Here is a 15,744-nt window from a genome sequence, read left to right as displayed (position 1 = left end):
TCACGGGCGGGTTGGGGTTTTGCCGTGCCGTGCGTCTACCTGAGAAGGATTCGTATTCGCAGCCTTCCGGAGATCTCCCTCATGCCCCGTTCCAGTTCCATTTCCATTCCCGGCTTCATTCCCACTCCCGGCTCCATTCCCGGTTCCGTCCTCTTCACCCCCGTCCCGCTGGCCCTGGCCACGGCCTTGCTGCTGGCCACCATGGCCGCGCCGTCCCGCGCCCAGTCCCAGGCTCCGTTGCAGGTGCTGCCTGGCGCGGGTGGTGCGGGTGGTGCGGGTGGTGCGGGTGGCGCGTCGGCCATGGCCTCCGTGCCGGTGCAGATCCGCATCGCCTCCCAGCCCCTGGCGCAGGCGCTGGACACGCTGGCCCGCCAGGCTCGGCTTGAATTGATGGTGCAGCCCGCACTGGTGGAGGGCAGGACCGCACCCGCCGTCGAAGGCCGCCTGAGCGCTTCCGAGGCATTGGGCCGCCTGCTGGCCGGCACCGGCCTGTATGCGGAAATCGACGGCAGCGCCGTCATCGTGCGGCGCATGCCCCAGGGGGCGGCCACCGGCTCGCTCACCCTTGCGCCCGTCAACGTCTCGGCCAAGGCAGAGCGCAGCGCCATCACCGAGGGCTCCGAATCCCTGGCCGCGCGCGCCATCAGCATCACCAAGGGCGACCAGGCGCTCAAGGACATACCGCAATCTGTCAGCGTGCTCACGCGCCGCCAGCTGGACGACCAGGGCATCACCGACCTGCGCGTGGCCGCCAACAACGTCACCGGGACCGTGGGCGTCAAGGGCGTGGGGCAGGGCATGGTGCTTTCGGCCCGGGGCTTCCAGATCGACGCCTGGCAGTACGACGGCGTCGCCATCCCCCGCAACAACTACGCCCTGGGCAACTGGGGCACCGAAGGCATGGTCTTCTATGACCGGCTGGAAGTGCTGCGCGGCGCCTCCGGCCTGCTGCAGGGCACGGGCAGCCCCGGCGGTGCCGTCAACCTCGTGCGCAAGCGCGGGCAGGCGGAGCGCACCGTCGCCATCACCGCCCGTGCCGGCTCGTGGGACCGCTACGGCCTGCAGCTCGATGCGGGCGGGCCCCTGAACAGCGAAGGCACCCTGCGCGGCCGCGTCGTGCTGGACGAATCGCGCAGCCACTCCTTCGTGGACTACGTCAACGACCGCACGCGCTCCCTGTACGCCGCCCTTGACTACGACATCAGCCCCGACACCACCGTGGGCCTGGGCATCAGCCACTCCGATAGCAACGGCCGCCCCATGATCCGGGGCCTGCCGCGCTTTGCCGATGGACGCGACCTCGGCCTGCCGCGCTCCACCTTCGTCGGCGCCTGGTGGAACCGGGCCAGCATAGAACAGACCACCTTCTATGCCGACCTGGACCACCGCTTCAACGCCGACTGGAGGCTCAAGGTCTCCACCCTGCGCATGAGCGAGAAAAATACCTCCGCCCACCAGCGCATGCACGGCAACGTCGCGGCCGACGGCAGCGGCCTCACCTATGCCAACTGGGTCACCGACTTCGACTCCACCAAGGTCGGCCTGGACGCCTTCGTCAACGGCCGCTTCCAGGCGCTGGGCCTGCGCAATGAAATCACCGTGGGCGCCAACTACTCCCGGTACAAATCCAACGACATGTATGCGCGCACCTTCACGCCGGGCGGCAACATCTTCAACATCGACCACAACCGGCCCTGGCAGAACCTGGACACCATCATGGCCGGGGGCGGGATCAAGACCCTGCCCCGGTACGACGTGGAGCAAAAAGGCATCTACGCCAGCTGGCGTGCCAAGCTGGCCGAGCCGCTGACCGCCATTGCGGGCGCACGCGCCAGCTGGTACGACTACCTCTACAGCGTGCCCCTGTCCAATGCCCGCACCTCCATCACCGCCTCGGGCGAGATCACGCCCTATGCGGGCCTGGTCTATGCGCTCACGCCCCAGTGGTCGGCCTACGGCAGCTACACCAGCGTCTTCGAGCCGCAGTCCGAGCGCACCGTGGCCGGCAACGTGCTGGACCCCATCATCGGCACCAACTACGAAATCGGCCTCAAGGGCGAACTGCTGGACGGGCGCGTCAACACCTCTCTGGCCCTGTTCCGCTATGACCACAAGAACCGTGCCGTCAACGACGTAGCCTCCGGAATGGCCTGCGACGACTGGTACTGCTCCACCGCCTCGGGCAAGGTGCGCAGCCAGGGGCTGGAAGCCGAAGTCAGCGGCGAAGTGCTGCGCGGCCTGCAGCTCATGGCCGGCTACACCTACAACACCACCAGGTTCCTCAGCGACCCCGTCAACCAGGGCAAGGTCTTCAGCACCTGGACGCCCCGGCACATGCTGCGCGCCTGGGCCGCCTATCGCCTGCCCGGTCAATGGAGCCGCCTGAACGTGGGTGCCGGCTTCACTGCACAGACCCATACCCTGGGCTATGACCGCTCCTTCAAGGTCCCCGGCTTCACCGTCTGGAACATGCGCCTGGCCTACCAGCTCACCCCCGAAGTCAGCCTGGCCATGAACCTCAACAACGTCTTCGACAAGCGCTACTGGATCCCCGGCTTTGCCGAGCAAAACGGCAACAACGACTTCGGCGACCCGCGCAACGTCATGTTCACGCTCAAGTACACGCCGCGCATCTGAGAGGCAGGCGGGCCACCGTCAGGCCGGTGCGGTCCTGGCTCCAAGCGTGACAGTGCCAAGCCAACGGCATGGGTGCCATGGCCCGTCGGCATTTTGCAGATGGCAGGACCCGTCGGCTTGCACCTGGATCCGGGTGGGGTATCCGCTGGACCAGGGGATGGTCCAGTCGAAGGGCAGGACCAGCAGGGCCTGGGGCGGTGCCATGGCTTGTATGTCCAGTGGCTGCCACGTGTCGGGTGCAACGCAATCTTCGGTGCACGGCAAAGGCAGTTGCGGCTCGTAGCCCACCACCCAGGCCCAGAAAATGCCGGGCTTGGGGCCGTCACATTCCGGCGACTCCAGCATCAGCAATGCACTTCCTGCCTGCTCCACCGCATGGGCGCAGAGCAAGTGTGTCTCGGCGCATTGCGCATGTGCCTGCACGTTGCAATCGGGCATCAGCACATCGAGGATCTGCGCCATCTCCTGCACGCCGGCAACAGCGGGCAGGTGAGTGGGAAGCTGCAGGAACAGCCAGCTTCGCTGCTCCAGCACCACGGTGCACCGGCGAACGCACCACCAGACGCCATAGGGGTCGGCCGGGGCAACGGGGTCGGATGCCATCGGCAGCTGTGTCCAACTGGTGTGGCCCGATTCCGTGCGTCTCCTGTATTGCCAGTGCTCATCAAAGCGCAGGCCGCAGATGAGGCGGTGATCGAGACGGATGCCTTCCTGCGGAACCTCCCGCTCACATGGCTCTGGTGCGTCTTCGGGCTTTTGCATTATTCGGATCCGGAAAGGCCGCCGTTGCCGGCGCTGTGGTTGTCCGACTGCGCCACGGTAATGGCCCCGATGCACCGGTACCGGCCCCGGCGCGCATCGATGCCATCCACACCGCACAGCCCTTCGCCATCCACCGTCATCCTCAAGGCGTGGTTCCTTGTCAGGGGAGATTTCGAGCCGAAGGGCCAGATCAGCAGGGCGCGAGGACGCCCGGGCACGTCAAAGGCCGAAGTGCGCTTGGCGCGCTTGAACTTCTCATGCATTTCCACGCCGACCACCCAGGCCCAGAAAACGGGTGGCGCGCCAACACTCAAATCTTCGGCCTGCAACTGCAGCAAAGAGCAGCCATTGGCAAGCAGCGCATCGGTGCTGCGCAGCAGCGGCGCCTGTGCCGTGCTCTCGTCGAGCACCTTGACGTTCCAGTCCGCAAGCATTGCGCCCAGGGCCAATGCCACATCGCCGCATTCCGGCTGCACAGGCAGGCCCGGGGGCAGATGCACGGAATGCCAGGGCATGCGATTGAGCACCGCAACGCACTGGCGCACGCACCACCACGCGCGCTGTGGATCTGCTGCAGCCACGCCGCCTGTGCGGGTTGCCGGCAGTCGCGCCCAATAGCGACGGCCTGACGGCATGCGCGCCGCGTACGTCCACAGCCCGTCAAAGCGCAACCCAGGGGTGAAGCGGTGGGTGACGTGCGCGGTCTCAGCCATGTGGAGCCTTGTCGTGGTGGACTTCAACACAGTGCGGGCCCCGTCAATGGCCCTGCATTGCCGCGTTGCGCGGGCGACAGCGTGATCGCGGCCAGGCAGCGGCACTCGCGCCACTGCCCGTCAATGCCATCCACATCGCAATGCCCGTCGCGGTTCACCTGCAGCCGCGCCGCATAGCCGCAGGCCCAGGGCATGCTCCAGCCAAAGGGAATGGTCAGCAGCGCGGCAGGGCGGGGCGCACGGCATGAGGGCCATGGCTTCACCGGCGCGGGCAGCATTCTCTGATGCATCTCCACACCAATCACCCAGGCCCAGAACGTGCTCTGCGGGCGCCGGTTCAGCGCCTCTGACTGCAGTTGCAGCACGGCCCCGCCGCCCGCCAGCAGCGCCCGGGTGCAGGACTGCAGCGGACTGGGCCCGGCCCCTGCGCTGAGCTGCACCTGCCAACGCGGCATCAGCGCGTGCAGGGCCAGCGCCACATCTTCCGGCCCCGGCCGCAAGGGCATGCCTGGCGGCAGATCCACCGACTGCCACATCTCCCGCCGCAGCACGGCAGCGCAGCGCCTCACGCACCACCAGGCGCCATGCGGATCGGCCCTGCCCGCATCCGGCTGCCCCAGCGGCAGCCGCGACCAACAGGCCCGGCCCGATGGCGCGCGGGCGGCGTACTTCCAGCGCGCGGCGAAGTGCAGGCCGGGTGTGAAGTGGTGGGTGATGTGCATGGGGTAAGGACGAGCGTGCATTCATAGAAACGATCAATCGCCATTGCATCGTTGGAATCACTTCTTGTCAACACCCTTTGGTGTAATTCGTGGGCTCAAGTACACCTATGAGCGACACGTCAAATATCCGTTGTGCGAACTTGAATGCCCTTTGCCTGCGCTTGGGCTGGACCAGTCGGAAGGGCGACAACTCGGGCTCCCCTTCGGAGTTGATCAATCGACTTGGCCGGACATCGAGTTATTGGTCTGATCGCTTGAGAGGGAGGAAGCCCATAGGCGCGAAGCTGGCGCGCGAGATAGAAGAGGCGCTGAATCTGCCGAAATACTCCCTCGACGGGGATGAAGAACACAGCGACTTCGTTCACGTCTCGCAACTCAGCGTCGGCGTGGACTCGGATGTTGGAAGCGCTCTTATTGCAGAACTTGGCGCATTGCAGTTCCGGCGCGACTTCTTGCGCTCAGTTGGTGTCAGTGCGGTGAACGCGGCCCTCGTCCATGTGGCAGGAACCAGCATGGAGCCCACGATCCGGGACGGTGCCGTGCTCTTGCTCAATCGTGCGGATCGAACGCCGCGCCGTGGCAGCGTCTATGCATTCGCGTGGGAAGGGCAGATGCTTGTGCGGCGCTTTCAGCGGGTGGGTGACGTTTGGCATGCCGTGGCCGACAACGCTGATAAAAGCGAGCACCCGGATATCGTCATTGCCGGGAAGGCTGAGGGCCTGGTGCAAGGGCGAGCCATATGGGTCGGGGCCAAGCTCTGAGTCTGGCGTTGCTTTGTGGCTGACTCTTTCATCCGTCGTGGGAACTTGAATGCTTTGTGCAAGCGTTTGGGTTGGATCAGTCCACTTGGGCTCTCCGTCAAAGCTGGTCAACTGACTTTGTCGCTTGTCCATCTTCTGGTCTGATATCGACCCTTTGGTGATGCTCATATGTGGCTTGTGGGTGTCGGTTTTGCAGCGATTCCGATCCTTCGTCCACCGAGGCCGAACTCACGCTTTTGCGGGCTTACCTGCCGTAGTTTCTCTAGGTTCCGCGCGCCCCGCGTTGCTGTCTTATCACTGGGCACCCGACTGCTGCACCGCCGCGTCGGCGCATACACGCAACATCGACCGGCATCGCTTCTTCACATCGCAACGTTTGCTGCACAATCATTTCCAAAGAGTAGGGCGCAGTCGCGGTCGCACGGCCGACTTAAAGCGCAGAACCATCGTTCGTGCAATGGCGCTTGGCGGCCCTAGGCTGGCAACCTGCGCCAGGGAGGTGCCTTGGTTGAAGACAACGCTGGCGTCAAGCCGCTACATCTACATTCCATCGAGTCGTTGCTTGCCGAGTTGATCGGAGGCGGTGCAGTGGGCGTTGGCACCGCTGGTGAGTCCTTCTCGCTTGCGGATTTGCCTAGTCGGGCGGTCTTGGCGTGGTACGCGAAGAATCGAGGCAAGTGGGCGGAGAACGTCAAGCTTTCCGACATCGAAGCCATCGTTGCAAGTCTCGGCCTAACGCTGATTCAGTCACCGGAGCCTGCGCCGGCGCCGGCCGGTTCACACGCTGTGTATCTGCTGACACGAATCCAAGCCCACCGCTTCGCCGGCATCCACGCGTTCGGGACGACCGCCCAAGCGCCAGAGGACTTCATCATGGAGGTTACGCCGGACGTAACGGTGCTTGAGGGGTTCAACGGCGCGGGCAAAACCTCGCTGCTCAACGCGTTGGTCTGGTGCATTACCGGCATGCTCCTTCGGCCGCAGCGCGAACCGGAGAAGGCGGACCAGGATTTTGAATTCGACCTGGTTCATGATGGGGCGGCAGAGCCTGCGAGCTATAAGCTGTCGCCCGTAACGCCTCTTCCGCCCGCTTCAATGGGAAGGCTGACAAGCAAGCATGTCCCGGTGGATACCTGGGTTGAACTCGAGTTTCGCGATGCGAACACGGGGCAGTTGCACACGGTGCGACGCACCCAGACCCGGTCAAGCCGCGGCACTTTGGATGAGAAGCCGCCCAACTTCTCGGGAATGGGCCTCGACAGCCAGGCGCTTCGCATCGGTACGGTTATTCCCGCGCTTCTACCGTTTTCGCAGCTTGGGTCGAAGTCAGAGCTTGGAAAGGCCGTCGCGCAGCTCACCGGGCTCGCGCCGCTCACTGACTTGGCGAAGCACGTCAGGAAGGTCCGCGAGCGCTTGGCTGGCGACGAGACTAGGGCTCGCAACGTCGAGGTGAAGCAATGTGACGAGCGCTTCGTTCGCGGCCTAGAAGACTTGGTCGAAGTGGCTGCGCAGAATCCCGAGCTGAGGATTGACACGGTGGTGCCGCACCCGAAGGACGGTGATGCGACCGAGAAGACGCTCAAGTTGCTGACTGATGCGCTGACCAGTCAGAAGTCGTCTGCCCTGGAAGCAGCGCGTAAGGTGCTAGGGGAGAGCTTCAATCCCGAGGAACAGGGGCAGGCCCTAGAGCGTGACGTCGTCAACGCGCGGACGGCCATCGAAGGGCTCAAGAACACTGAGTCGGCGCGTCGGCTTTTAGGGCTGAAGAAGCTGACCGTCGAGGAGAGAGAGGCAGCACGCACGCTCATCGCCGATGCGTTAACAGAGGCGAAGGTACTGCTGGAACTGTCGAAGTCGCCGGAGACGGCTGTACGCCAGCGCATCTACGCGGCAATCGCGCAGTGGTACATCGATCAGGGCATAGAGCGGCCCGACCTCTCCACGTGCGCGGTGTGCGGGGGGAGCTTGGCTGACGCCGATGACTCCGTCACTGGACAGCGGGTTCAAACGCATCTGAGCGACGCCCTTGCTGGAGATTCGACGCTGCTTTCTCAGACGCTTGAGCGCTGGTCAATGGCGGCCGCGAGCAAGCTCCCGTCGGTGCTCGGAGATGTCCTTGCGTCAGAGCTGAAGCGAGACCTTAGCGAAGCCCCGTTTGACCTCATGCACAAGGCACTGGTTGAAGAGACGTTAACCGCCGCGTCGTTCAAGGGGCCGCTGCGTCCGCTGGCCGACCTCACCACAAACGCCTGCGACACCAGCCGCGCCAGCGCTCCTGGTCTGGCAGTGAGCGCCTTGCCGAACCTTGTAGAGCATCTGCCCGGTATGCCCGCCCTCCAGCAAGCCATCCGTCGGCTGGATCGCGCGCTGCGAACTGCAGATTGGCGGCAGGCAAACGAGGACCTGCTTCAAGAGTTCAGCAGGGACGTGGTCGGTATGGCGACCATGGAGACACAGCCAGCTGAGACCTCGCTCCGGGGCAGACTCGCAACCCTGCAGCGGCTCATTGAGGATGTCGAACCCCTGAACGACGCGCTGCGTACCAGTCGGCGGCTCACAGATGATGTGGCAAGTCGTCGCGCTGTGGAGGCACGTCTCAGGGCCTACGGTGTGGCCGACACCGCCTTGGGAGAGTGCTACAAACTCGGTGGGTTTGCCGAGCAGCAGGTCGCTGGCTTGCAGACGACGTTGCACACCGAGACGGACCGGTGGCGAAAGCTCATCTACCAAGCCGGATACCCAAATGCGAATCACGACCTGACGGCGACCACCATGAAAACCGACGGCAACGTCGAGTTCCGAATTGGCAGTAATGGCGCCTCCGCGCCCGCCCAGCACGTGGCCAACGCTTCAGCACTTAGAGCTACCCTCATCGCGTTCTATCTAGCCTACTGGGAATATCTGCGCAAGGAGCGGGGAGGGCTGAATCTCATCGTCTTGGACGATCCACAGGAACTGCTCGACGGCGACAACAAGGAGCGCCTTGCCAGGGGCGTGGTGTCGCTTGTCAGCCGTGGAGCTCAGCCGTTCCTCACCACCCACGACAACAAGTTCGCCAATCACGTCGTTCGGGAGTGCCATGCAGCGCAGGTAGGGATCGAGCACCGGGACGTCCATCCGGCAACGACGCTGCGTCCTACGCTGGTAACGGCGCCCAGCGTGCTGGATGTCCTTCGTGCGAAAGAGGCGGCGATCAAGTCGCAATGGACAGTTCCTGCGCTGGCCCAAGCATATGCCTCAACCTGCCGTGAGTTCATTGAGGCGCGCCTTGGCGACTTCTTCGATGGCATGGGCAAGCCTGCGACATCGGCACAGAACCTCAAGCCAACACTTGGAGACTTCGCCAATGAACTTAGAGGGGCAGTCCGTGATGGCTCGATCGCTCTCTTTAAGGCGAAGCACATCGTGAATCTGTCGAAGCACGTTGGGTTGAATCCTCAATCTGATACTTATGCGCTGCTGAACAACGCGCATCATCAGAACAAGAAGTCCATCACCCCTACACAGGTGGCAAAGGAGCTGCAGAATCTCGAACGTCTGTGTGACCTTGTAGAGCTGGCTCATCAGGACTTCCGGACGTTCTGTCGCCAAGATTTCTTGAAGCAGCCAGAGCTTTCCCTGGAGCCGTTGCTACTGGAGCAGATACCGACTTTCACACTGACCATCCAGCCAAATCTCGCTGCTTTCGTCCGTGGAAGCGCTTACGGCGAATCCCAGGAGACAGAGCTGGAGGTGCTCAAGTCAGAGTGGTTCGATGACAAGGCAGCGTTCTTCCTTCGCACAACGAACTTCGGCTTTGCGTCGACAGTGCAGAGCGTGGCCATCGTCGAAGCCCTTGCCAGTGATGTGTCTGACCGCAGCCTTGTGATTGCGCGCCAGGAAAATGTGACATTCGCAAGGCGGCTGCACCGATCAAAGCACAGCAGCTACATTGGATTGGCCACAGAGACGCCTGACCCTACAAAGGGACGACCAACGATTACGCTCAGCTCCGCGCAAGTTGCTCTGCATAAGGTGATGGGCATGCTGTTCCATGTGGAGGTCAAACTACAACGGCAAGGGAACGGTGAAGCAGACCAAGTGCACCTTGGAGCTTTGCTGAAAAGGATCAAGAGTGCCTACCGGGTGAAGGAGGAGAGCGCTGTGCCTTTGGCGCTCGAAGGGCAGATTGCTCTAGGCGGGGAGATTCTTGATCTTTCCTCGCTCGACCGATGGGAAGAACATTACGTCGCAGTGCACTTGTCGGACGGAACGACCCTCTTCAAGCGGGTGGGCAAGGCGCTTCCGGGCGATCTAAAGCATCTGCGTCAATTCGAGACGATTGGCGGCCTCGGGGTGTCGGATGTGTTGGCTGTCGGGAAGAGCCACCCGGGCGTGCTTCAGGTGGCATCCGCTGTGCTCATCCTTGGAGTGCTTTACACCTAGCCTTGAGTCATGGCCCTGCTGGCAAGCCGGGGGAATTCGGTCATACACCGAGAGGTGACTGACTGGTAACGAATGAAGCGGCCACTCACGCTGTCATCCGCGAATGGCTCTGAGCAGCCTGAAGCCGTCGCTCGAAAGTCTTCACGCGACAACTACCAGAAAGGCAGTTGATGAAAAACGTACTGCGAAGGGGCGCGATCATGGCGTTGCTGGCAACTCTGGGATGCAGCCAGTCGCCGAGTGGGCGGTGGGAAGCGACGCAAAGCGTCGATGTTCTGCTGAAAAAAGGCGATCCACAGACGGTGGCATTTGTCCTCAACGCAGGGGACGTTTGCGCACTCGGCCAGCAGTGGAGCTTTGAAAAGGAGCTGCGTTACAAGGAAGTGGTCTGCCCCCAGGGCAAGGGCTGGATCACTTCCGACAGTCCGTTCAAAAAGCTGAGCGGCTGAGGTGGCAGTGGGGCGAGTGCTCGCAGCGCCCCTCAGAAGCTATGCATCAACCCCGCAGTCACCCCCGTAGCCACATCCTTGTTCTGCCCGCCCTGAAACCCTCCACTCCAGTGGGTTCGGTCCAGCTCCGCATACAGCTTGCTGCGGCGCGAGAGCTTGTATTCCGCAAACAGCAGGGCGCGGCCGTGATGAGCCTCATTCACTCGGCCTGGTCCCCATCGAGTTCGACGCTGAGAACTAATACGAGTGGGCACTGGGCACATTAGGGGACTTCAACGACATCGACATTGCTCGAACCCATCTCGTGCCAGCAAGCGAGACGCAGACGTCGGTGTGCCGATATACCAGTGATCCGGATCGCGGCATGCCCGTTGAGCTGCTTCGCAGCGTCCGCAGCTCGCTCAGAGACGCTGCAACGGAATTCGAGGTGCATGGCACCGAATCCACGGGCCAGCGGTTCAAGCTGGGCGCCGAAGAGGTGGAGCGACTCTGACGCTTGAGCGGGACTGGCGTCAGCCGGATGCCTTTACCGGACGCTTACAGTCCGCCTTGCGGTGCTGCGCTCACAAGTAGCTAGGCCCGGCTTCGGCCACTAGCGGACTTCGGTGCCGCGCAGACTCAGCTGAATGCCGCCTTCGATTTCCTGCAAGGCTATTTCCGGAATTGAAGCAACAGCACGTTGACATACGTCGAGGTCGTTTGTTGCCTCCAAGCCTCCAAGGCGCAGGGAGCGCATGATGTCCAGCCGCGCTATTTCCTCAAAGCGCACTTCGGAGTCGGGCTTGATAGTCTCCGAGCCGATGTCTGACTTCCTCGGCACGTACATGTAGAACGCTACGCCCGAGTAAAGATGCCAGTGAGCCAAAAGAGGTCCAGTGTCGGACAACTTCGCGATGACATGCTTCCAGGGGTTCATGCGTCAATTATCGGGCGGTGGAGGGTCCGGTATGGGGTGAACGTCGCCTTCGGGCGCTTCGTTCCCCTCCCAGCATACGTCAACGTTCAGAAGGCAGTCGTCGAATCTGCTGGAGGGAGCCAGGACCACCTCTTCCTCTCAGTAAGGCTAACGAACGGCTCGCCTCTGCCCGGCGGCGGCACCATTCATCTCGAAGACCATTCGTTTGAGCTCGGGCCAGAAGGCTTGGAGCTAAGCGTATTGGGAATTGCGTATCCCATCTACGAAGAGCTGTTTCCGGCTCATGTGGCGGCATATGCCAGGCAGTTTCCAAAGTCCAACTCCAAGTAAGCCTGAGACACGTAGCAATTGTTGCGCTTGAATTTCCGCTTTGCTGCGGTCGCTACTTCCGTTTCGGGTCGCAAGCTGCAGGTCGAGCAACGAGGCGGATCGTCCGCCCCCAGCGACTAAACCTCATTTCCGGCAGCGACAAATCCATCTTCGCTCGCAGCCCATCGGATTCCTTGTACCGCTTCCTTCTTGGCAGTCTCCAAGTCAGCGTAGAAGGATGACTCTGACGGGCAGGAGGCCCACCCCTCGATGCCGGCGGCTTCGTTGTCGAAGTAATATTGTTCGACAAATCCAAAACTTCCCACCTCTCGACGAAAAAGCGCGATGCGACGTTGGCGGTCTTGAGAATAGAAAAAGCAGATGTCTTGATCCATTGCGCACTCAGCCAGGAAATAGGTTAATTCTGCCTCAGCGCCAACCTATCTCTTTTGGCGGTGTAGTCAACCGGTCAATGAAGCAGTTTGAAGCGCGGCTCTGTAGAAGTCACCGTCAAGGCGGAAGCCATCAAGCACGTGGGCGCGCCGGCGCGCCTGTCCACTGCCTTTGGTCTTTTGGCCAGCGAGCACGCGAACCTCAAATCCTTCACGCTAGAAGTCTTTGCCGTAGAAGTCTGCCTGGAGATCGCCGAGGGCTGAGCGGCCAGCCCATTCGCTGTCCGTCCCGCGCTTGGCCAGGCCAGAGTAGCTTGTAATCAATGCCTGTGGACAAGAGGCAGGCACTACTTGGTGCCTGCGTCTGAGGGGATTGGGTCGGCCTGCAGCAACCCTCCACAAGCACCTCAAAAGTGGGCGCTGCGGGTCGCTGCAGCGCCCCTCAGAAACTATGCATCAACCCCGCAGTCACCCCCGTAGCCACATCCTTGTTCTGCCCGCCCTGAAACCCTCCACTCCAGTGCGTGCGGTCCAGTTCCGCATACAGCTTGCTGCGGCGCGAGAGCTTGTATTCCGCAAACAGCAGGGCGCGGGTGTAGCCGTCTGCGGCGCGGCCGCTGCGTTCGCGTTCCACGCGGTACAGGGCGGCGGTCAGGTCCAGCGTGCTGCGGGCGGACCAGGTGGCGCCCAGCGAGTGCACGCGCTGCACGGTGCGGGCGGTGGTGGCGTTGGTCTGGCCGTCGCTGCGCGCGGTGTTCAGCGCAAGGCGCAGCTTGTCCCATTGGTAGCTGGCGCCCAGGGTGGCGGCTTTCAGCTCCCACTGGTCTGCGGTCTTGAAGCGCTGGTAGGCGCCGGAGACGGTCCATGTCTTCGTGCCATAGGCCAGGCCCGCGCCGGCCGATGAGCGGGCGGAGCCGCCTTGCGCCGTCTCGCCAAAGCTGTACATGGCGCGGGCGGTGAGGCCGCCGAAGCGGCCGGTGTACTTGACCGAGTTGTCCAGCCGGTACGAGCCGGTGGTGGCGCCCGCGCTGCCGTATTCCACGCCCAGGCCGTGGCTGCTGAGCGCGGCGGTGGCGATGTTGGGGTTGAAGGAGGCAAACCGCATGCCCACGGGGTCCACGGGGCTGATGGCCTCTGCCAGCAGGTTGGTCTGGCGGCCGGCCGTGACCTGGCCCCAGCTGCCGCCCAGGCCCACGATGGCCGCGCGGTCGAAGAACTTGCTGGAGTTGGCGGTGGTGCCGGTGTCCAGGTTCAGGCCGGTTTCCAGGTTGAACAGGGCGTACATGCCGCCGCCCAGGTCTTCGCGGCCCCGAAACCCGAAGCGGCTTGTGGTGTTGACGCCGCTGGACAGCGCGGCGCCCGAGGTGTTGCTGGCCGCGTTGGCAGCGGCGAGGCCGCTGGTGTAGCGCACGCCGGTATCGGCAATGCCGTAGAGCGTGATGCTGGATTGCGCAAGGGCCGACAGCGGTGCGGCGGCGAGGGTGATCAGCACCAGGGTTTTGGTGTTCATGGGTGTGGCGAGGGTGAGAGGGCTGGGCAGCGGCATGCCGCAGCAGTGCCGTTGCAGCGCCGCTGAATGAAGGTCGAACCGGGGAGGGGTGAAGGCCCTCTCTGTGTCGAGGGCCTTGAGTGCCTAGAGAGCCTTGAGGGCTCGGGGGCCTGCCGTCAGGGCTTGGCCGCCGGCTCCATGCCGGTGCTGCGCACGATGGGCGCGGCGGCGGGGGCTGCCAGGAAGCGGATCAGGTGTCGCGCCGTGTCAGGGCTCTTGGCGCCGGTGGCCACGCCTGCGGAGAAGAAGACGCGCTGCTGCACTTCATCGGGCAGGGGGCCGACGAATTCCAGCTCCTTGAACGGCAGCAGTTCGCTGACCTGCTGGAAGCCGATGTCCGCATCGCCACGCAGCACCACGGCGCCCACGCGCTCGCTGAGGATGCGGGTGGCCTTGCCCTTCATCTGCTCGGCCACGCCCAGGCGCGGGAACAGTTCGTTGGCCAGGTAGGTGCCGCTGGCGCTGGCCGAGTAGGCAACGGATTTGGCGTCCAGCAGGGTCTGCCTGAGCGCGTCCACGGTGCTGATGTCGGGCTTGGGCGTGCCCTTGCGCACGCTCATGCCGATCATGGAGCGCGCCAGGTCCACGCGGCTGCCCGCTTCCACCTTGCCTTGCGCTGCCAGGTTGTCCAGGGCCGAGTCGGCGAGGATGACCACGTCGAACTGCTCGCCCCGCGCCAGCCGGCTGGGAATGGAGTCCTGCGCATTGCCCATGGAGGCGCCACGCGAGGTGACGACCTTGTGGCCCGTGGCCTGCTCGTACAGGGGTATCAGCTGGTCATAGGCGGCAGAGAAGCCGCCCGAGGTGACCACGCGGATTTCATCTGCGGCGGCGGTGGAAGGCGCGGCAGCGCCCAGGGCCAGGCCCAGGCTGAGGGCGCCGCCCAGCAGCGCGCCCAGGGTGCGGCGGCGCAGCGTGGATGGCACGGAGGACTGCAGAGAGGACTGCAGGGGGGTGGAACGGATGGCGGTCATGGTTTGTCTCCTGGTTTTTTATGGTTGGGGAACGGCTAACGGCTGCCGAGGGAATCAATCGGCGGTGATTTTTCGCTCGCGGATGATGCGGCCCCACTTGGCGTGCTCGGCGGCAATGAACTGGCCCAGTTCCTCGCGGGTGCCCGGGGCGGCGGTCTGGCCGTGCTTGAGCAGGTTGTCGCGCACTTCGGGGGTGTTCAGCACCTTGACCAGCTCGGTGTTCCAGCGGTCCAGCAAGGGCTTGGGCGTCTTGGCGGATGCCACGAAGGCGTACCAGTTGGTGGCGTTGAAGCCGGGGAAGCTTTCGGCCACGGTGGGCACGTTGGGCAGGTAGGCCGGGCGCGTGAGGCCCGTGGTGGCCAGCGGAATCAGCTTGCCCGATTCGATGTGGGGCAGGGCCGTGGGCGGGGCCGCGTAGAAGGAGGTCACGCGGTTGCCCAGCACATCCTGCAGGGCGGGCGCGCCGCCCTTGTAGGGCACGTGCAGGGTGTCGATCTTGGCGACATCGTTGAGCAGTTCACCGGCCAGGTGCGATGCGGAGCCGGGGCCGGTGGAGGCGAAGTCCAGCTTGCCGGGTTCGCGCCTGGCCTTGGCCACGTATTCGCCCAGGGTCTTGATACCCGTGGCGGCCGGCACGACGAGCACGTTGGGAAAGTTCACGCCCATGGTGATGGGGGCCAGGTCCTTGAGCGGGTCGTAGCCGATCTTCATGAAGTGCGGCGCAATGGCCAGCGGGCCGATGGAGCCGAAGAGCAGCACCGAGCCGTCGGACGGACCATTGGCCACCTGCGTGTGGGCCAGGTTGCCGCCCGCGCCGGGCTTGTTTTCCACGACCACGCTCTGGCCGATGTTCTCGCCCAGCTTCTTGGCGATGATGCGCGCGGCAATGTCGGCCGAGCCGCCTGCAGCAAAGCCGACCACCATGACCACGGGTTTCTTGGGGGGGAAGTCCTGGGCCTGGGCGGTGCCCACTGCCAGGGAAAGAAGGGCTGCCAGGGCGCCGCCCGCGATCAGTCTGCGTTGGTGCATGTCGTCTCCGTTTGTTGGTCTTGCCTGCCCGCAGGGGGCAGCGTTATCAAGGGCGCCATCCTATGCAGGGGCTGCTATTCTGTGAATTGCAACTTTTGGAGGGACT

General features: G+C 63.6%; 14 protein-coding genes and 1 pseudogene. 6 read left to right on the top strand and 9 right to left on the bottom strand.

The annotated features are described in order from the left end of the window. The first annotated feature begins 81 nt into the window (after positions 1 to 81). On the top strand, positions 82 to 2,637 hold the full coding sequence (locus ACF8ML_RS08690; protein ID WP_392406977.1) for a TonB-dependent siderophore receptor: 2,556 nt from the start codon (positions 82 to 84) through the stop codon (positions 2,635 to 2,637). A gap of 18 nt (positions 2,638 to 2,655) precedes the next feature. Here the strand turns inward: ACF8ML_RS08690 and ACF8ML_RS08685 are convergent, their stop codons facing one another. From ACF8ML_RS08685 to ACF8ML_RS08675, 3 genes are read right to left on the bottom strand one after another with little or no spacing between them, the layout of a single operon-like run. Further along, positions 2,656 to 3,399 (bottom strand): hypothetical protein, encoded by a 744-nt coding sequence (locus ACF8ML_RS08685; protein WP_312840858.1) that lies wholly within the window; start codon positions 3,397 to 3,399, stop codon positions 2,656 to 2,658. Continuing rightward, positions 3,399 to 4,139: a hypothetical protein gene (locus tag ACF8ML_RS08680; RefSeq protein WP_392406975.1), complete on the bottom strand. Its 741-nt coding sequence runs from the start codon at positions 4,137 to 4,139 to the stop codon at positions 3,399 to 3,401. The genes ACF8ML_RS08685 and ACF8ML_RS08680 overlap by 1 nt, the downstream gene beginning before the upstream one ends. After that, on the bottom strand, positions 4,136 to 4,855 hold the full coding sequence (locus ACF8ML_RS08675; RefSeq protein ID WP_392406974.1) for a hypothetical protein: 720 nt from the start codon (positions 4,853 to 4,855) through the stop codon (positions 4,136 to 4,138). The genes ACF8ML_RS08680 and ACF8ML_RS08675 overlap by 4 nt, the downstream gene beginning before the upstream one ends. Positions 4,856 to 4,941: 86 nt before the next feature. Between ACF8ML_RS08675 and ACF8ML_RS08670 the strand changes: the two genes are divergently transcribed. The 3 genes from ACF8ML_RS08670 (at position 4,942) to ACF8ML_RS08660 (ending at position 10,469) form a co-directional block, all read left to right on the top strand. Beyond that, positions 4,942 to 5,595 (top strand): S24 family peptidase, encoded by a 654-nt coding sequence (locus ACF8ML_RS08670; protein ID WP_392406972.1) that lies wholly within the window; start codon positions 4,942 to 4,944, stop codon positions 5,593 to 5,595. 504 nt (positions 5,596 to 6,099) lie between these two features. Beyond that, on the top strand, positions 6,100 to 10,020 hold the full coding sequence (locus ACF8ML_RS08665) for an AAA family ATPase (RefSeq protein ID WP_392406971.1): 3,921 nt from the start codon (positions 6,100 to 6,102) through the stop codon (positions 10,018 to 10,020). Positions 10,021 to 10,190: 170 nt separating this feature from the next. Then, positions 10,191 to 10,469, top strand: coding sequence for a hypothetical protein (locus ACF8ML_RS08660; protein WP_392406969.1), 279 nt, complete (start codon positions 10,191 to 10,193; stop codon positions 10,467 to 10,469). A 32-nt stretch (positions 10,470 to 10,501) separates the two neighbouring features. Here ACF8ML_RS08660 and ACF8ML_RS08655 read toward each other — a convergent pair. Continuing rightward, positions 10,502 to 10,654: pseudogene (locus ACF8ML_RS08655) on the bottom strand (porin); the annotation flags it as partial. Between the two features lie 179 nt (positions 10,655 to 10,833). Between ACF8ML_RS08655 and ACF8ML_RS08650 the strand changes: the two are divergent. Further along, the gene (locus tag ACF8ML_RS08650) at positions 10,834 to 10,962 is read left to right on the top strand and encodes a hypothetical protein (protein WP_392406967.1); all 129 of its coding nucleotides are present in this window, start codon (positions 10,834 to 10,836) and stop codon (positions 10,960 to 10,962) included. A 99-nt stretch (positions 10,963 to 11,061) separates the two neighbouring features. Here ACF8ML_RS08650 and ACF8ML_RS08645 read toward each other — a convergent pair whose 3' ends face one another. Together ACF8ML_RS08645 and ACF8ML_RS08640 are read right to left on the bottom strand one after the other, a co-directional pair. Continuing rightward, on the bottom strand, positions 11,062 to 11,385 hold the full coding sequence (locus ACF8ML_RS08645) for a hypothetical protein (RefSeq protein WP_034391624.1): 324 nt from the start codon (positions 11,383 to 11,385) through the stop codon (positions 11,062 to 11,064). Positions 11,386 to 11,831: 446 nt separating this feature from the next. Continuing rightward, positions 11,832 to 12,089, bottom strand: coding sequence for a hypothetical protein (locus ACF8ML_RS08640; RefSeq protein ID WP_155294193.1), 258 nt, complete (start codon positions 12,087 to 12,089; stop codon positions 11,832 to 11,834). Between the two features lie 87 nt (positions 12,090 to 12,176). Here ACF8ML_RS08640 and ACF8ML_RS08635 point away from each other — a divergent pair, with 87 nt between their 5' ends. Next, on the top strand, positions 12,177 to 12,350 hold the full coding sequence (locus ACF8ML_RS08635) for a hypothetical protein (RefSeq protein WP_392406965.1): 174 nt from the start codon (positions 12,177 to 12,179) through the stop codon (positions 12,348 to 12,350). A gap of 178 nt (positions 12,351 to 12,528) precedes the next feature. Here ACF8ML_RS08635 and ACF8ML_RS08630 read toward each other — a convergent pair whose 3' ends face one another. The 3 genes from ACF8ML_RS08630 to ACF8ML_RS08620 all read right to left on the bottom strand — a co-directional run bounded on the left by ACF8ML_RS08630 (position 12,529) and on the right by ACF8ML_RS08620 (position 15,638). Then, positions 12,529 to 13,632, bottom strand: coding sequence for a porin (locus ACF8ML_RS08630; RefSeq protein WP_392406963.1), 1,104 nt, complete (start codon positions 13,630 to 13,632; stop codon positions 12,529 to 12,531). 119 nt (positions 13,633 to 13,751) lie between these two features. Then, positions 13,752 to 14,609, bottom strand: coding sequence for a substrate-binding domain-containing protein (locus ACF8ML_RS08625; RefSeq protein WP_017405477.1), 858 nt, complete (start codon positions 14,607 to 14,609; stop codon positions 13,752 to 13,754). A 54-nt stretch (positions 14,610 to 14,663) separates the two neighbouring features. Further along, positions 14,664 to 15,638, bottom strand: coding sequence for a tripartite tricarboxylate transporter substrate binding protein (locus tag ACF8ML_RS08620; protein ID WP_013803335.1), 975 nt, complete (start codon positions 15,636 to 15,638; stop codon positions 14,664 to 14,666). Positions 15,639 to 15,744: the final 106 nt, after the last annotated feature.

The organism is Delftia sp. WSY_10 (assembly GCF_043104705.1).
GTDB lineage: Bacteria > Pseudomonadota > Gammaproteobacteria > Burkholderiales > Burkholderiaceae_C > Comamonas > Comamonas tsuruhatensis.
This window is presented reverse-complemented; position numbering and strand designations above follow the sequence as displayed.

What these genes read in the sequence shown, in the direction of transcription:
- ACF8ML_RS08625 (WP_017405477.1), bottom strand. Translation starts at nt 14,609, where the DNA reads ATGACCGCCATCCGTTCCACCCCCCTGCAGTCCTCTCTGCAGTCCTCC.
- ACF8ML_RS08690 (WP_392406977.1), top strand. Translation starts at nt 82, where the DNA reads ATGCCCCGTTCCAGTTCCATTTCCATTCCCGGCTTCATTCCCACTCCC.
- ACF8ML_RS08620 (WP_013803335.1), bottom strand. Translation starts at nt 15,638, where the DNA reads ATGCACCAACGCAGACTGATCGCGGGCGGCGCCCTGGCAGCCCTTCTT.
- ACF8ML_RS08675 (WP_392406974.1), bottom strand. Translation starts at nt 4,855, where the DNA reads ATGCACGCTCGTCCTTACCCCATGCACATCACCCACCACTTCACACCC.
- ACF8ML_RS08670 (WP_392406972.1), top strand. Translation starts at nt 4,942, where the DNA reads ATGAGCGACACGTCAAATATCCGTTGTGCGAACTTGAATGCCCTTTGC.
- ACF8ML_RS08650 (WP_392406967.1), top strand. Translation starts at nt 10,834, where the DNA reads ATGCCCGTTGAGCTGCTTCGCAGCGTCCGCAGCTCGCTCAGAGACGCT.
- ACF8ML_RS08630 (WP_392406963.1), bottom strand. Translation starts at nt 13,632, where the DNA reads ATGCCGCTGCCCAGCCCTCTCACCCTCGCCACACCCATGAACACCAAA.
- ACF8ML_RS08685 (WP_312840858.1), bottom strand. Translation starts at nt 3,399, where the DNA reads ATGCAAAAGCCCGAAGACGCACCAGAGCCATGTGAGCGGGAGGTTCCG.
- ACF8ML_RS08640 (WP_155294193.1), bottom strand. Translation starts at nt 12,089, where the DNA reads ATGGATCAAGACATCTGCTTTTTCTATTCTCAAGACCGCCAACGTCGC.
- ACF8ML_RS08645 (WP_034391624.1), bottom strand. Translation starts at nt 11,385, where the DNA reads ATGAACCCCTGGAAGCATGTCATCGCGAAGTTGTCCGACACTGGACCT.
- ACF8ML_RS08660 (WP_392406969.1), top strand. Translation starts at nt 10,191, where the DNA reads ATGAAAAACGTACTGCGAAGGGGCGCGATCATGGCGTTGCTGGCAACT.